Below are 14,935 nucleotides of genomic sequence, written 5' to 3'. Positions count from 1 at the left end.
CCCGACCTGTCATCCGTTATGCCCCCTGAGCGCCGGAATTTTCCGCTGCCGCTGGCGCATGGACGGGGTGGGCCGTGGAATCCGACGACCATCACCGGACACGGGGAGGCCGGCATGAGCACGCTGACGCGCAATCTCAACGGTTCGCGGGAGAACATGCGGATGTACAGCCGGCGGGTGCACCTGCCGATGCTGGGTGAGATGGCGGTGCCGCCGCCGGACAAGGTCGTCTACTACGCCGGGCTCGGGGTGCTCGCCGCGCTACAGGTCATCGAGTGGCCGATCGCCGTGGTGGTCACCGCCGGCCACCTGTTGGCAGACCAGCATTTTTCCGGACTGGCGCGCGGTGTCGGAAAGGCGTTACAGGACGCCTGACGAGAGCCGGGTCACCGGGCGGTTGACATGAATCAGGGTTGAGGTCGCATGCTCGGCCGATGCCGAGCACAGCCGTCACCGCCGCACCCGCCGCACCCGGGCTCTTCGCACCCCGGTTGAGGGCGATGACGGTGGGCAGCGTCGCGTTGATCTCACTCCTCGCGTTCGAGGCGTTGGCGGTCGGTACGGCGATGCCGACCGTCGCCCGCAGCCTGGACGGGCTGGCGCTCTACGGAATCGCGTTCGGTGGCCCGTTCGCCACCGGTGTGCTGGCCATGGTGGTGTCCGGCATCTGGTGCGACGCCCGGGGTCCTCGCGGGCCGATGTGGCACGGTGTCGCCTGGTTCGTGGTCGGGTTGCTGATCGCTGGGACCGCCCCGGTGATGAGCGCGCTGGTCGTCGGGCGGGCCGTGCAGGGTTTCGGCTCCGGACTGCTCTCGGTGGCGCTCTACGTGATCGTCGGGCACGCGTACCCGCAGGAACTGCACCGGCGGATCTTCGCGGCGTTCGCGGCGGCGTGGGTCGTACCGTCGCTGGTCGGGCCGGCGATCGCCGGCCTGATCGTGCAGTACCTGGGTTGGCGGTGGGTCTTCCTGGCGGTGCCGGCGGTGGCGGTGCCGGCGGTGCTGCTGATCCACCCCGGCCTGCGGTCGCTGGGCCGGAGTGTGGCCGCGAGCCCGCCGGGGGGCGCGGCCGCGCGAATCGGTTGGGCGTGCGGGGCCGCGGTGAGTGCCGCACTGCTGCACATCGGGGGACAGCAGCGCGGCACCACCGCCCTGGTACTGGTCGCGCTCGCCGTGGTTGGCCTGCTGGTCTGCGCCCCACGCCTGCTTCCGGCCGGGTTTCTCCGGGCCGCGCGAGGGTTGCCCACCGTCGTGGGGCTGCGGGGCCTGGCGTCGGCGGCTTTCGTCGGCGCCGAGGTGGTCATCCCGCTGATGCTCTCCCGGGAACGGGGCCTCTCGCCGACCGCGGCCGGATTGATCCTCACGGTCGGGGCGTTGGCGTGGTCGGCGGGTTCCTGGTTGCAGGGCCGCATTCCGGTGCCGGCATCGCGGGCCAGCCTGCCGCGCCTCGGGCTGAGCTGCATCACGGTCGGCACCGCCACGGTGGCGCTGGCCGTCCGGCCCGAGTTGCCGGTGGCCGTCGCCGTGCTCGGTTGGGCTGTCGCCGGTCTGGGCATGGGGCTGCTCTATCCGTCGTTGTCGGTGCTCACCCTGGAGTTGTCCGCGCCGGGCGAGCAGGGCCGCAACAGCTCCTCACTGCAGCTGAGCGACTCCCTCTTCGCGGCCACCGTGCTCGCGCTGACCGGGGCCGTGTTGGCGGCCGGAGGCGCGCCCGGTCCGGCCAGCTACGCGACGACGCTCGTGGTGACCGCGGGACTGGCGCTGCTCGGGGCGTTGCTGGCCGGCCGGGTCGTCGTGGGCGGGGGTGTGCGACCGGGCGGGTGATCCGTGGATTCGGACGCGTCCCACCTGCGTGTGCCGGAAGGATGGCGGGCGATGAACCTCCTGACCATTCTGCCGCTCGCCGTGGTCATGGTCGCCGGGACGCAGTTGGTGGTGGCGGTCTTTCTTGCCTCGTCGGATCGGCCGCGGGCGGCGTCGCTGGGCTTCCTCGTCGGCGCGGGGCTGGTGGTCGCCGCCGGTGTGACGGCGGGCTGGCTGCTGACCCGTCTGGTGGGCGGAGTGGCAGCGGACGCCACCGCCGTCGCCGGGAAGGTCGACCGCGGCCCCGCCATCGACCTGGTGGTGCTCGCCCTGCTGGTGATCCTGGCCGTGCTGATCTGGGCACGCCGGAATCGTTCCGGGCCCCCGCGCTGGCTGGGGAGCATCGAGCACGCCGGTCCGCCGCAGGCGATGCGGTTGGGTGCGCTGCTCTTCGTGGCGACTCCCACCGACGACCTGACCATGGCCACCGTCGGGGCGAGTGTGGCCCGACACGACCTGCCGTGGTGGCATCTGGTGCCGTTCGTGCTGCTCACCGTGCTCCTGCTCGCGCTGCCCCTGCTGGCGTTGCTGCTCCTGGGGAGCAGGGCGGCGCGGGTGCTGACCCGGATGCGGGAATGGGCCGAGGGGCACGCGTGGATAGTCAACGAGATAGTGATCGCGTTCTTCGCGCTGCTCACCGTGTTGGACCTGATCCGGTCGGGCTGAGCCGCCGCAGCCCCTTTGACACGTACGGGGGAACCGGCCGGAGATGAGAGCAACAACGGTTCACGTTCGTCTTACCGTGACGCCATGTTCGTTGTCGTCACCACGGTGATCCTCTACGTCTTCGGCTTCGTCTTCCTCTACGGCGTGATCCGGCTGGGTGTCCGGCACGCGTTCGAGGATCTGGAGCTGCAACGGGCCAAGGCCCAGCGCGAAGAGGAGCTGGCGGCTGCCCGCGACCGCTCCTTCATGCGCGACAACGCTTTCCTCGCCGGCAGTTGAGCGCCGGATCGATCCGGCCCGGGCCGGTGGCGTCGTCGGGCGGCAGGGGAGCCGCCGGGCGGTTCAGCGTCGCGGATGCGAGGATCGCACCCGTGATGGGAACGCTGAAAACCGAACCGGCCCGCGCCCGACTGGATCTGCTCGCCCCGCCGGTCGCGGAGGCCATCGCGCAGTGGCCGGCCAACGCCCCGGTGGACGTCAACGACGTGCTGGTCGCGCCGATCGACGCCGACCTCGCCGACACCGCGGAGTTCTGCGCGGCGTACGAGGTGGGGTTGGACGTGTCGGCCAACTGTGTGGTGGTGGCGGGCAAGCGTGAGGGCGTGGTGCGCTACGCGGCGTGCATCATTCTGGCCACCACCCGGGCCGACGTGAACGGCGTGGCCCGCCGGGCGCTGGACGTCCGTAAGGCGAGCTTCGCCCCGATGGCCGACGCTGTCGAGTTGACCGGCATGGAGTACGGCGGCATCACCCCGATCGGGCTGCCGGCTCAGTGGCCGATCCTGGTGGACGCACGGGTCATCGCCACACCGCACGTGATCGTCGGGTCCGGTGTGCGGCACAGCAAGATCGCGTTGCCGGGGCCGGCGTTGGGCGCACTGCCGGGGGCGCAGGTGGTGGAAGGCCTGGCCAGGCCGGCCTGACCAGGCATCAGCATCGATGTTGTTGCACGTGAAACATCGTGATCATCGATGCCGGACGGCCCCGCTGACTCAGTGTGAGTGTGCTGCGGACTCGCGCTGCTCCACCTCGGCGAGCGCGGCGAGCAGCGTCTGCACCTCATGCGCGCCGGAGACCGCGTACTTCCCCGCCAGGACGAAGGTCGGCACGCTGGTGATGCCCAGATCCTGGGCGGCGGCCAGGGCTGCGGCGACGTCGGCGACGCGCTCGTCGGAGTCGAGGAACCGGCGCGCGTCGGCCGCGTCCAAGCCGACCTTGCCCGCCAGGGTGGCCAGCGCCTCCCGCGACCCGACGTCGACCCCGTGGTTGAAGTGCGCCTGGTAGAGCGCCTCCACCATCTCGGCAGCCTTGCCCTGGTCGGTCGCCCAGGAGACCAGCCGGTGGGCGTCGAAGGTGTTGGCGATCACCGCGCGGTCGTAGTCGAGCCGCAGCCCGTCAGCCGCCGCTACCCGGGTCACGTGGTCGACCATCTGCCGGGCCCGTCCCGGACCGCCGAACTTGCCGGCCAGCGCCTCCACCAGCGGAAGGGGTTCCGGCACCGGCGACGGGTCGAGCTGGAACGGTCGATAGCGGACCGTCACCTCGCCCTCGTAGCTGGCGAGGGCCTCATCCAGGCGGCGCTTGCCGATGTAGCACCACGGGCAGATGACGTCCGCGTAGATCTCGATCTCCATGATCGGTGGCAACCTCGTGGTCAGCCGAGTTGTTCCCGGATCTGCCGCTTGAGCCGGCCCAGGATCGCTGTGCCGCCGCGGATTCGCAGCGGGCTGATCGCCTGCGCCAGACCCATCCGCTGGTAGAGGTCGTCCGGCACGGCCAGCACCTGCTCGGCGCTCGCGCCTGCCAGCCCTTCGGCGAGGATCCCGGCGAACGCCCGGGTGGTGGGCGCCTCCGGCGGGCAGTCGAAGAGCGTCGCCACGGTGCCCTCCGGGGTCACCTTGGCGCGCAGGAAGAACGCCGTCTGACACTCCGGCACCTGCTCCATGCCCTCGCGCTCCGCGGTGCCCTCCGGCAGCGCCGGGATGACGTCCGCGTACTCCAGGAGCATCTCCAACACCACATCGCGCGGAGCGGCGGCGAACTCGTCGACGATCTCGGCCAGTCGGGCCGGCATGTCAGCCATACGTCGAGGCTACCGCCGTCGTGCCGGAGCCCCGGTCACACGGTGGGCGACTGCTCGCTGATCTCGCTGAGGGCGCTGGTGGGGTCGAGCTGCATGGCCAGGTCGCCGAGCGAGACGATGCCGACCAGCTTGCGATCGCTGTCACAGACCAGCACCCGCCGGATGCCCCGATCCCGCATCAACGCCGCGGCCTCACCCGCCGTGCAGTGCTGCTCGATCATGACCACCTCGCGGGTGACGATCGAGCCGATCGTGGTGGCCGCCGGGGAGCTGTTCTCCGCGACGGCCCGGACCACGATGTCCCGGTCGGTGAGCATGCCGGCGAGGCTGGCGCCGTCGGTGACCACCACGTCACCGATGTCGGCCTCCTTCATCACCCTGGCCGCCTCGTCCAGGGTGGTCTCGGCCGGCAGGTACACCACCTGCTTGGTCATCACATCGCTGACCCGGTAACCGGTCATGAGAGCCTCCGAAGACGTTTTCATCGATCCGACTGCTCTACCCCGTGGTGTGGCAGCTACACCACGGTTCCACGTTCACGGCGTACCTCGTGGACAAGTCGGTCGACAAGACCGTCCAGGGGCAGTTCGCTGCGCTCGTCGCCGGCCCGCTCGCGCAGCTCGACGTACCCGTCGGCGAGTCGGCGGCCGACCACGACGGACCGGGGGATGCCGATCAGCTCCGCGTCGGTGAACTTCACCCCGGCCGAGACGTGCGTGCGGTCGTCGACAAGCACCCGCAGGCCGGCGGCGGCGAGCCGCCCGCCGAGCTCCAGCGCCGCGTCGAGTTGCGGACCCTTGCCCGCCACCACCAGGTGTACGTCGCACGGCGCCACCGCCGCCGGCCAGACCAGCCCCCGGTCGTCGTGGTGCTGCTCGGCGATGGCCGCGACCGCCCGGGAGATCCCGATGCCGTAGCAACCCATGGTGGGCCGGACCGGTTTGCCGGCCGGCCCGAGCACGTCGACCGCGAACGCGTCGGTGTACCGGCGACCGAGCTGGAAGATGTGCCCGATCTCGATGCCCCGCCGGATGGTCAGCTCGCCGTCGCCGCAGTCGGGACAGGGATCGCCGGCGCGTACCTCGGCGGCCTCGATCGTGCCGTCGGGCGTGAAGTCCCGCCCGCAGACCACGTCGGTCGCGTGCCGCCCCGGCTCGTTCGCCCCGGTCAGCCACGCCGAGCCGGGCACCACCCGGGGATCGACGAGGTAGCGGATGCCCAGCTTGTCGAGCACCTGCGGGCCGAGGTACCCGCGTACCAGCTCCGGATGCGTGGCCCACTCGTCGAAGACGGCCACCTGGGCCGGTTCCAGCGCGGCGCCCAGCCGCTTCAGGTCGACCTCCCGGTCACCGGGCAGCCCGATCACCAGCAGCTCGGCTCGCTCGGCACCCGGTTGGCGGACGGTCAACACGACGTTCTTCAACGTGTCCGCGGCGGTCCAGCCGTCCCGGCCGCCGAGCCTGCGGGCGTTGGCCAACTCCACCAGGCTGGCGATGGTCGGGGTGTCCGGGGTGTCGTACACCTCGGCGGCCGGCGGCGCGGCCGGATCGCTCGCGGCGGGCACCCGGGTGACCACCGCCTCGGTGTTCGCCGCGTAGTCGCAGGCGGTGCAGCCGACGAAGGTGTCCTCACCGACCGGTGTCGCGGCCAGGAACTCCTCCGACGCCGAGCCACCCATGGCACCGGACATCGCGTGCACCACCGTGTACTCAAGGCCCAGCCGGTCGAAGATCCGCTGGTACGCCGACCGGTGCCGGGCGTACGCGTCCCGCAAACCCGCCTCGTCCAGGTCGAACGAGTACGCGTCCTTCATCAGGAACTCCCGGCCGCGCAGCAGCCCGGCGCGGGGCCGCGCCTCGTCGCGGAACTTCGTCTGCACCTGGAACAGCGTCACCGGGAAGTCCCGGTACGAGGTGAACACGTCCTTGACCAGCAGCGCCGCCATCTCCTCGTGGGTGGGCGCCAACAGGTGCTCGGCGCCGCGCCGGTCGGCGAGGGTGAAGAGGAGGTCGCCGTACTCTGTCCACCGGCCGCTCGTGCGGTACGGCTCGGCGGGCAGCAACGCCGGGAAGTGCACCTCCTGGTCGCCAATCGCGAACAACTCGCCGCGCACCACGTCGGTGATCCGGTCCAGCACCAGCTTGCCCAGCGGCAGCAAGGTGTAGCCGCCCGGTGCGGCGCGACGGATGTAACCGGCGCGCAGGAGAAGCCGGTGGCTCGGCACCTCCGCGTCGCCCGGATCCTCGCGCAGGGTCCGCAGCAACAGGGTCGACATGCGTAGCAGCATCCGCGCAGCCTACGGTCGACGCGGCAGAGTGAGCCATCCATTTCGACATAGCGGATATCGCGGCGCAACGCCCCGAATCGGCGACGCGGTGCCGAATCAGGCCGGCGGGTCGGAACTGCGGCAATGACCTCCGACACGTCGTGGATTCGGGGCGGCCTCGGGCGTTCCCGCGGTGACAGACTGGTCGCCGCAGGCAACGAGTGGCGTGAGGGAGGCGCGGGTGCGCTGGGGCAGCTTTGTCGCGGTCGGGGACAGCTTCACCGAAGGTATGGACGACGCGTACCCGGACGGCACCTACCGGGGATGGGCGGACCTGGTGGCGACCCGGCTCGCCGCCGAGGCGGGGCCCGACTTCCGGTACGCCAACCTGGCCATCCGGGGCCGACTCTTCCCCAGTGTCGTCGCCGAGCAGGTGCCCTCCGCGGTGGCGATGAAGCCGGATCTGATCAGCTTCGCGGCCGGTGGCAACGACGTGCTGCGGCGCACCTTCGACCCGGACACGCTGGTCGCCCGGTTCGACGAGGTGGTCCGGCAACTGCGCTCGGGCGGCGCGGACGTGCTCCTCTTCCGATTTGCGGACGTGATGGCCCGACTGCCCGGCCAACGCCTCGTCGCGCCCCGGGTGCAGTTGCTCAACCAGGCGGTCGGTGAGACCGCCGAGCGGCACGGCGCCATCATGGTCGACCTGTACGCCGACGACACGTTCCTCAATCCGATGCTCTGGAGCACCGACCGGTTGCACCTCTCCCCGGCCGGCCACCGCCGGGTCGCCGGGCAGGTGTTGAACGCCCTCGGGGTTGGTTGCGACGAAGAGTGGCTGATGGTCCCACCGCACCCGGCGCCGTCGCCGTGGCTGGCGGCCCGCGCCGCCGACCTGCGGTGGGCCGGTCAGCACCTCGCTCCCTGGGTGAAGCGGCGGTTGACCGGTCGGTCGTCCGGCGACACCGTGACGGCGAAGCGCCCGCAACTCGGGCCGCTCGTCGACTGAGCGTGCTCACCCTGCACACGGCGGCACTGCTGCGCCGCGACCTGCACGGCGAACCGGTGCCGGAGCACGCCGTGCTGGTCAGTGGCGACCGGGTCGCGGCCGTCGGCCCACTGACCGAGCTGAGTTCGGCGTACGCCGGTGCCCGGGTTCGCCGTTGGCCCGGCACGCTGGGGCCGGGTCTGCTGCACGACCGTCCGCTGCCGCCCGCGCCGACCCCGCGCGAGAGGGTGCACGCGCTGCTGCGTACCGGGGTGACGGCGGTCCTGGCGGAACACCTGACCGACCCGGCGCTGCGGGCCGCCGCCGAGCGGAGCGACCTGCTGGTGCTGGCCACCGCCGTGGCGCCGACGCTGCGTGCGGACGGGCGGGCCGACCTCGCGGTGCACGGTGTCGACGGCACCTGTCTGGTGACCGTGGTCGCCGGTCGGATCGTCCACCGCCGCACCTGAACGGCTCGGATGAAATCCATTGTGGAGCCCATCCATCGAATCGGGGTCGCCCGATGTCCGCCCGCCCCGATAGCATCCGCTGCCCCCGCTGATCGGAAGGCGGGGACATCGGGGAAAGGCGGATGAGGGATGGCCCTCGTACCTGGCACGACGACATCGGCAAGACCGCTCCGGGCCCTGCTGGCGACGGGACTTTCCGTGGCGGTAGCCGCCGGGACGCTCACGCTCACGGCCGCGCCCGCCGTCGCGAGCGACACGCGGTACGCGCTCTCCATCGGCGACAACCAGCCGCCGGGTGCACCGACTGAGCTGCAGACCTCCGGCAAGCCGTGCACGACGGCGGAGCCGTACCAGTTGTGGCAGAACGACGACCTGACGCTCTCTGCCGTCCTGCGTGACCCGGACGTCGACGAAAACGGTTTCACCGACCGGTTGACCGCCACCTTCGCGCTCTGGCCGGTCGACGAGCCGACGGCCCGAATCGAGCGGTTCGGGGCCAACGGTCGGGACGGTGATCGGGAGAGCGGCCTCTTCGAACGGGAACTGCTGACCCACGACCGGGTGTACGCGTGGCAGGTGCAGGCGGCGGACAGTTGGGCAACCGGTGAGTGGAGCGACCTCTGCTATCTCCGGACCGACTTCCACGGCCCGGAGGTCGCGCCGGTGGTCACCTCCAGCGACTTCCCGGTCGAGGGTTGGCACCCGGCGCTGCCGGGACAGTTCACCTTCGACGCGGCCTCGACGCCGGACGCGGTTGGCTTCCGGTATGAGCTGCTCGGCGATGGCGTCCAGACGGTGTCGGCGGACCGCCCCGGTGGCTTGGCCACAGTCACGCTCCACCCGGAGGCGGGACCCAGAACCCTTGTGGTGCAGAGCCTTGACGAGGCCGGGAACAGGTCGCCCGAGGCGCGGTACGAATTCCGGGCCAGCGACGTCGCGCCGATCATCACCGGCCGGCTCACCGAGATCGGCGTGCCGACCCCGTTCACCGTGCAGCCGCAGATGGCTGGGGTGATCCGCTACCGGTTCCAGTTGGACGGCGACCCGGAACAGACGGTGGAGGCGGCGGCCGACGGCACCGCCACGTTCACCGTCACCGCGACTCGCGGCGGCTCTCGGACGCTCTCAGTGACCAGCGTGACCGCCGACGGTGTGACCGCAACCGCGGCGAGTGTCTTCCGGCTGACCACCGCCCCGAAGATCACCGCGACGGTCTATCAGCAGGGCGGCACCAGCGGGGGGCCGGGCGTGCCCGGCGTCTTCACCTTCACCCCGCGCCAGCCCGACGTGGTCAGTTACCGCTATCGCTTCGGCGCGGTGACCAGCACCGTGGCCGCGGCGGCCGACGGCACCGCGTCGGTGACCTGGGCGCCGATGAAGGCCGGCCTGACCTCGCTCACCGTCTGGAGCATCGACCGGAACGGCACCCAGTCGGATGCGGCGTCGTTCGCCTTCTTCGTCGGCAACGTGCCGCCGGGCATCTAGGGCTGCCGCCCGGCCCGGAGTAACCCGGTGGGCGGCCCAGTCCACCGGCCCACCATCCCGTGCGGGGTGGTGGGCCGGTCACGTTACAGCGGTCGTGGACGGGGATCCGGCGTACCTTGGGGATCATGTCTGTGCCGAACGATCCCGATCCCCGCCTCCAGTCGTACGCGGACCCGCAGCGGTTGGTCACCACCGAGTGGCTGGCCGAGCATCTGGGCGACGAAGGCCTCGTCGTCGTCGAGTGCGACGAGGACGTGCTGCTCTACGAATCCGGGCACATTCCCGGTGCCGTCAAGGTCGACTGGCACCTGGAGCTGAACGATCAGGTGACCCGGGACTACCTGGATCCCAAGAGCTTCGCCGAGATGTGTGCCGCGAAGGGCATCGGCCGGGGCGACACTGTCGTCTTCTACGGCGACAACTTCAACTGGTGGGCCGCGTACGCCCTCTGGGTCTTCTCGCTCTTCGGTCACGTCGATGTGCGTCTGCTCGACGGCGGCCGGCAGAAGTGGATCGCCGAGGGGCGCGAGGTGACCCGGGACAAGCCAGCTCGTCCGCTGGCCGACTATCCGGTGCCGATGCGTAACGACGCGCCGCTGCGGGCCTTCCGTGAGCAGGTCATGGCGCACGTCGCCGCGGGCCGGCCGCTGGTCGACGTCCGCTCGCCGGGTGAGTACACCGGCGAGATGCTGCACATGCCGGACTACCCGCAGGAGGGCGCGCTGCGCGGCGGGCACATCCCGGGTGCGGTCAGCAAGGCGTGGAAGTCGGCCGCGAACGAGGACGGCACGTTCAAGTCCGCCGACGAGCTGAAGGCGATCTACGCCGACCAGTTGGGGCTGAGCCCCGACGACGACGTGGTCGCGTACTGCCGGATCGGCGAGCGGTCCAGCCACACCTGGTTCGTGCTGCGGCACCTGTTGGGCTACCCGCAGGTGCGCAACTACGACGGCTCGTGGACCGAGTGGGGCAACCTGGTCCGGGCGCCCGTGGTCAAGGGCGACCAGCCCGGGGGCCTGGCCGCCTGATCAGTCCGGCCTCCTGTCGGTCGTCGCGTGATCGACTCGGGTTCCCTGCTGTCGGGCTGTCCCGCTCGCCCGGACACCGCGATATCAATGACCCGAGTCGATCACGCCGCGAGGGCGATCACGCCGCGCAGGTCGCCGATGATGCCGCTGATCTCCCCGGTCTCCGGGTTCCAGCGGGCCAGGGCGGCCGGTTCCAGTCGCAGTAACACGGCACCCCTGTTGTCCCAGCCCAGGACCTCACAGCAGCCCTTGGCGCGATCCCGGCCCAGATCGAGCAGGTGGAGCACGGCACCGGTCCGCGCGTCCAGCACAGCCGCCCCCTCGGCACCGTTGATCTCGCTGCTGGTGATCCAAGCTGCTCGGGCCAGTCGCTCGCCGTGCAGCCAACCCCGACCGTAGAACTCGTTGACCTGGTAGGGCGAGGGCAGCGCCGAGGCGTTGACCGGCTGTTCGGAGCGGAGCTCGCCCTCCCGGGCGGTCCGGGTGCGTAGGTTCAGGCTGGTCCCCTCGCCGTACATCTCGATCAACGGGGCCTCGCGGCCGGCGGACGGATCAGGTGCGATCAACTCCCAGGTCGACCCGTCGAACGTGCTGGCCGTCCCGGTGACCCGGTCCACCGCGTACGTCCGGTCGTCGCCCCCGACCAGCACCCGGTCGTGCGCCCACACCACCTGTTCCAGGTAGCCGTCGAGCGGTATCCGACGGACGGCCGCCGTGGTGAGATCGATCATGACCAGCTCTTTGGTCTGCGCGAACGCGGCGGACCGGCCGTCCGGCGACAGCACTCCCGGCTTCAGCGCGGCCGCCTCGTTGCCGCTCGCGTCCCGAGTCGGTGCCAGCGTCACCACGTCGAGGCTGCGCACCACACCGTCGTTGCCGAGCACCCGGATCGCGCCGTTCGGGTGATTCTCCTCGTCCACCGGCTGGAACAGCGCCAGGGCCCGTTGGACCGGTCGCTCGGAGAGCGGCACGGTCGCCGGATCGCCGAGCCGGGCCAACGGATCGGGAGGGAAGGTCAGCTCGGCGGGCGGCTTCTGCACCGGACCCGCGTGGGAGGGGTCGACGGTCGGGGTGACCGTCGGACCCACCGGGGGGACCGGCGCGGGATCGGCGGGCGGTCGCACCGCCGCGACCGTGCCACCACCGACCAGCACCACGGCCAGGGCGACCACTGCGACAGCCCGTCGGGTACGCCGGGTCCGCCGAGCCCGCTCCCATCCGGCGGCGGCCGGCTGGCTGGGCAGCACGTCCTCGACGCTGACGGTCAGCAGTCGGCGCAGCTCCTGCTCGTTCACGGGTTCACCTCCAGACCGCTGGCCAGATCGGCCGAGCCTCGGCCCGGACGGGCATCGCGGGCGAGGTCCGGGGCGACCTCGCGGAGTCGGCGCAGCGCCGCATGACACTGGCTCTTCACGGTGCCGACGGTCACCCCCAGCGCCTCCGCGGTGGCGACCTCGGTCAGGTCCTCGTAGTAGCGCAGCACCAGAACGGCCCGCTGCCGTGGTGGCAGCAGGCCCAACGCGTCGTGCATCGTCAGCCGCAACGCGCCGTCCCGGTCGTGGGTCACCTGGTCCGGCGGCGCGGCGCTGAGCCATTCCCGCCGCCGGCGACGCCACCACGACACCGAGTCCCGGTAGAGGATGGCCCGCACGTACGCGGAGGGGTCGCCGTCGCGGACCGAGGACCAGCGCAGCGCCAGCTTCAGCAGCGCGTCCTGGAGGAGGTCTTCGGCCTGATGCCGGTTGCCGCAGATCAGGTAGGCCGCGCGGAGCAGCCGGTGCTGGTGGTTCTCCACGAAGGCGAGGTAGCCGTCGCGTCCGTCGTCCCTCGTCGGCGCCATCCGCCCCCCTCCCCGCCGTCGCGCTGTACGTGTCACTTGGCAGACGCATGGGAGGCGGGAAAAGGTTGGGTCAGCTCGGTGGCGTTCCGGTCAGATAGCGCTGGAGAGTCGGCGCGACCCAGGAGACCAGCTCGTCCGGCGTGGTGTCCACCATGGGCGGCAGCCGGACGATGTATCGGGTGAAGGCGAGGCCGAGGATCTGACTGGCCACCAGGCCGGCCCGTCGGGCGGTCAGCGTCGGGTCGGCGCCGAAGGTGGCCACGGCGCCGGTGAGCTGGTCGGCGAAGATGCCGCGCATGCGTTCGGCCGCGCCGGGGTTGGTGCTGGCGGCCCGGAGCAGCGCCACCAGGGTCTCGTCGCCTTCCCAGCGGGCGAGGAAGTGCTTGACCAGCACCTCACCGAGTCGGGCGGGCGGCACCGAGGTCAGGTCGGGTAGGCGTAGATCGAACTCGGCCGCCGCCGCGAAGAGCCCTTCCTTGCTGCCGTAGTAGCGCATGACCATCGACGGGTCGATCTGGGCGTCGGCGGCGATGGCCCGGATGGTGGCGCGCTCGTAGCCGTCTGCCGCGAACCGTTCCCGGGCTGCTCGCAGGATCGCCGCCCGGGTGGCGTCGGAGCGGCGGCGGGGTTGGGTCGACCGGGTGGACGAGGTCATGCCAACGACCGTATGCCAACAACTGTTGACAGGCAATTGCGAGGGCTCTAGCGTTGCCAACGAGTGTTTGCCAACATGTGTTGGCAACGGTCGTCTGGAGGTGGCCATGCTGCCCACGAGCACCGACGTTCTGGTGGTGGGCGCCGGCCCCACCGGTCTCGCCACCGCGTTGACGCTGGCCCGGCGAGGGGTCGAGGTGACAGTGCTGGACCGGTTGGCCGGGCCGCCGACGACCTCCCGCGCCGCCGTCGTGCACGCGTACACCCTGGAGGTGCTGGACCGGATCGACGCCGCCACGCCGCTGATCGCCCAGGCGGTGCGGACGCCGCGTTTCACAGTGCGCGACCGGGACCGGGTGCTGCTGTCGGTGCCGTTCCACGAGTTGCCGTCCCGCTTCCCCTACGCGCTGTTGGTCTCCCAGGCGGTCACCGAGGCCGTGCTCACCCAGAAGTTGGCCGAGCTCGGCGTCCAGGCACGACGACCGTGCCAGCTCACCGGGCTGACCCACGCCGGTGCCGGCATGCTCGCCCAGGTCGACGGGGAGGCGGTGCGCGCCCGGTTCGTGGTCGGCGCGGACGGCCTGCACAGCACGGTCCGGCAGTTGGCCGGCATCGGCTTCACCGGCGGCACCGACGAGGAGTCCTTCGTCCTCGCCGACGTGCGGGTGCGCAGCGTGCTGCCCCGCGACGAGGCGGCGCTCTTCCTCGCCCGCTCCGGGCCGCTGATCTGGGCGCCGCTCCCTGACGGGGTGGTCCGGTTGGTCGCCGCCGTAAAGACCGCGCCGGCCGAACCGGATGCGGCCTACCTTCAGGCGCTGCTCGACGAGCGCGGCCCGGCACGACGACCCGACCGGCTGACCGAGGTGCTCTGGGGCTCCCGGTTCCGGGTGCACCACCGGATCGCCGACACCTTCCGAACCGGGCCGGTCCTGCTGGCCGGCGACGCCGGGCACGTGCACAGCCCGGCCGGTGGCCAGGGCATGAACCTCGGCATCTGCGACGCGGTTGCGCTCGGCACCGCCCTGGCCGACGTGTTCGACGGTGGCCCGGAGACGCTGCTCGACGACTACACCGCCCGGCAACGGCCGATGGCCGAGGACGTGATGGGCTTCGCCGCCGGGCTGACCAGGTTGGCGGGCGTCTCCCCGGCCCGTCGGCCGGCCCGGGACGTGCTGCTCCGGCTACTCGGTGCCGTTCCGCCGGCCCGCCGCCGGATCGCGCTGCGCCTGTCCGGGCTGTCCCACCGCGAGCGAACGCCGGGCTAGACCGCGCCGCTGCGGCTCAGCACGCCGGGTGCGACCGGCCGCAGAGCCCGCCATGCCACGAGGGTGACCAGCGCGAACGTCCCCGCCGCCGCGCCCGCCACCGGCACCGTGCCGGCGCTGCGTGCGGTGCTGGCCGCGCAGACCGTGGCGCTGACCGGCTTCGCGCTGGCTCGGCATCCGGTGCCGGGTGGGATCGCGCTGGGCGTCTTCGCCGCCGGCACTGTGGTGTGGAACAGCCTCTGCGCCTCGTACGGGCAGCGGCACGTGCCGAGCGGGCTGCTCGGCCGGGTCGGCGCGGCCCAGCGGATGGTCGGTCTGCTCACCGCAC

The 14,935-nt window shown here is 71.6% G+C and carries 17 protein-coding genes and 1 pseudogene; 11 read left to right on the top strand and 7 right to left on the bottom strand.

Annotated elements, in window-relative coordinates; all coding sequences use genetic code 11:
- Nucleotides 1-114 precede the first annotated feature (114 nt).
- The 5 genes from DLJ59_RS29820 to DLJ59_RS29800 all read left to right on the top strand — a co-directional run bounded on the left by DLJ59_RS29820 (nucleotide 115) and on the right by DLJ59_RS29800 (nucleotide 3,451).
- Nucleotides 115-375: a hypothetical protein gene (locus DLJ59_RS29820; protein WP_124776786.1), complete on the top strand. Its 261-nt coding sequence runs from the start codon at nucleotides 115-117 to the stop codon at nucleotides 373-375.
- A gap of 59 nt (nucleotides 376-434) precedes the next feature.
- A complete protein-coding gene (locus tag DLJ59_RS29815) occupies nucleotides 435-1,823 on the top strand; it encodes an MFS transporter (RefSeq protein WP_124776784.1) in 1,389 nt (462 codons plus the stop codon).
- A gap of 51 nt (nucleotides 1,824-1,874) precedes the next feature.
- Nucleotides 1,875-2,528: a GAP family protein gene (locus tag DLJ59_RS29810; RefSeq protein WP_124776782.1), complete on the top strand. Its 654-nt coding sequence runs from the start codon at nucleotides 1,875-1,877 to the stop codon at nucleotides 2,526-2,528.
- A gap of 84 nt (nucleotides 2,529-2,612) precedes the next feature.
- The gene (locus DLJ59_RS29805; protein ID WP_124776780.1) at nucleotides 2,613-2,807 is read left to right on the top strand and encodes a hypothetical protein; all 195 of its coding nucleotides are present in this window, start codon (nucleotides 2,613-2,615) and stop codon (nucleotides 2,805-2,807) included.
- A 95-nt stretch (nucleotides 2,808-2,902) separates the two neighbouring features.
- Entirely contained in the window at nucleotides 2,903-3,451 is a 549-nt protein-coding gene (locus DLJ59_RS29800; RefSeq protein ID WP_124776778.1) for a YbaK/EbsC family protein, read from the top strand.
- A gap of 69 nt (nucleotides 3,452-3,520) precedes the next feature.
- Here the strand turns inward: DLJ59_RS29800 and DLJ59_RS29795 are convergent, their stop codons facing one another.
- Genes DLJ59_RS29795 through DLJ59_RS29780 form a run of 4 tightly spaced genes read right to left on the bottom strand, consistent with a single transcriptional unit; the run spans nucleotide 3,521 to nucleotide 6,898 of the window.
- On the bottom strand, nucleotides 3,521-4,162 hold the full coding sequence (locus DLJ59_RS29795) for a DsbA family oxidoreductase (protein ID WP_124776776.1): 642 nt from the start codon (nucleotides 4,160-4,162) through the stop codon (nucleotides 3,521-3,523).
- Between the two features lie 20 nt (nucleotides 4,163-4,182).
- On the bottom strand, nucleotides 4,183-4,611 hold the full coding sequence (locus tag DLJ59_RS29790) for a SufE family protein (protein WP_124776774.1): 429 nt from the start codon (nucleotides 4,609-4,611) through the stop codon (nucleotides 4,183-4,185).
- A gap of 35 nt (nucleotides 4,612-4,646) precedes the next feature.
- A complete protein-coding gene (locus DLJ59_RS29785) occupies nucleotides 4,647-5,072 on the bottom strand; it encodes a CBS domain-containing protein (protein ID WP_030487636.1) in 426 nt (141 codons plus the stop codon).
- A gap of 56 nt (nucleotides 5,073-5,128) precedes the next feature.
- Nucleotides 5,129-6,898, bottom strand: coding sequence for a proline--tRNA ligase (locus tag DLJ59_RS29780; RefSeq protein WP_124776772.1), 1,770 nt, complete (start codon nucleotides 6,896-6,898; stop codon nucleotides 5,129-5,131).
- Between the two features lie 220 nt (nucleotides 6,899-7,118).
- Here DLJ59_RS29780 and DLJ59_RS29775 point away from each other — a divergent pair, with 220 nt between their 5' ends.
- The 4 genes from DLJ59_RS29775 (at nucleotide 7,119) to DLJ59_RS29760 (ending at nucleotide 10,848) form a co-directional block, all read left to right on the top strand.
- Complete coding sequence (locus tag DLJ59_RS29775) at nucleotides 7,119-7,886, top strand: SGNH/GDSL hydrolase family protein (protein WP_124776814.1); 768 nt, start codon at nucleotides 7,119-7,121, stop codon at nucleotides 7,884-7,886.
- A gap of 2 nt (nucleotides 7,887-7,888) precedes the next feature.
- On the top strand, nucleotides 7,889-8,335 hold the full coding sequence (locus tag DLJ59_RS29770) for an imidazolonepropionase-like domain-containing protein (RefSeq protein ID WP_124776770.1): 447 nt from the start codon (nucleotides 7,889-7,891) through the stop codon (nucleotides 8,333-8,335).
- A 198-nt stretch (nucleotides 8,336-8,533) separates the two neighbouring features.
- Nucleotides 8,534-9,820, top strand: a complete 1,287-nt coding sequence (locus DLJ59_RS29765) for a hypothetical protein (protein ID WP_124776768.1) — start codon at nucleotides 8,534-8,536, stop codon at nucleotides 9,818-9,820.
- A gap of 125 nt (nucleotides 9,821-9,945) precedes the next feature.
- Nucleotides 9,946-10,848, top strand: coding sequence for a sulfurtransferase (locus DLJ59_RS29760; RefSeq protein ID WP_124776766.1), 903 nt, complete (start codon nucleotides 9,946-9,948; stop codon nucleotides 10,846-10,848).
- A gap of 101 nt (nucleotides 10,849-10,949) precedes the next feature.
- Here the strand turns inward: DLJ59_RS29760 and DLJ59_RS29755 are convergent, their stop codons facing one another.
- The 3 genes from DLJ59_RS29755 to DLJ59_RS29745 all read right to left on the bottom strand — a co-directional run bounded on the left by DLJ59_RS29755 (nucleotide 10,950) and on the right by DLJ59_RS29745 (nucleotide 13,343).
- Nucleotides 10,950-12,143 carry a hypothetical protein gene (locus tag DLJ59_RS29755; RefSeq protein WP_124776764.1) on the bottom strand — a complete coding sequence of 398 codons (1,194 nt, stop codon included), beginning with the start codon at nucleotides 12,141-12,143 and terminating at the stop codon, nucleotides 10,950-10,952.
- The gene (locus tag DLJ59_RS29750) at nucleotides 12,140-12,688 is read right to left on the bottom strand and encodes a SigE family RNA polymerase sigma factor (protein ID WP_124776762.1); all 549 of its coding nucleotides are present in this window, start codon (nucleotides 12,686-12,688) and stop codon (nucleotides 12,140-12,142) included. Before DLJ59_RS29750 ends, DLJ59_RS29755 begins: the two co-directional genes overlap by 4 nt.
- 70 nt (nucleotides 12,689-12,758) lie before the next feature.
- Nucleotides 12,759-13,343, bottom strand: a complete 585-nt coding sequence (locus DLJ59_RS29745; RefSeq protein ID WP_124776760.1) for a TetR/AcrR family transcriptional regulator — start codon at nucleotides 13,341-13,343, stop codon at nucleotides 12,759-12,761.
- Nucleotides 13,344-13,449: 106 nt separating this feature from the next.
- Between DLJ59_RS29745 and DLJ59_RS29740 the strand changes: the two genes are divergently transcribed.
- Nucleotides 13,450-14,607: an FAD-dependent oxidoreductase gene (locus DLJ59_RS29740; RefSeq protein ID WP_124776758.1), complete on the top strand. Its 1,158-nt coding sequence runs from the start codon at nucleotides 13,450-13,452 to the stop codon at nucleotides 14,605-14,607.
- Between the two features lie 63 nt (nucleotides 14,608-14,670).
- Nucleotides 14,671-14,935 (top strand): annotated as a pseudogene (locus tag DLJ59_RS29735) (hypothetical protein); the annotation flags it as partial.

Origin of the sequence: Micromonospora inaquosa (genome assembly GCF_003857055.1) — a bacterium.
Taxonomy (GTDB): domain Bacteria; phylum Actinomycetota; class Actinomycetes; order Mycobacteriales; family Micromonosporaceae; genus Micromonospora; species Micromonospora inaquosa.
Note: the sequence above shows the minus strand (reverse complement) of the source record. Positions and strands in the feature narration are given on the sequence as shown.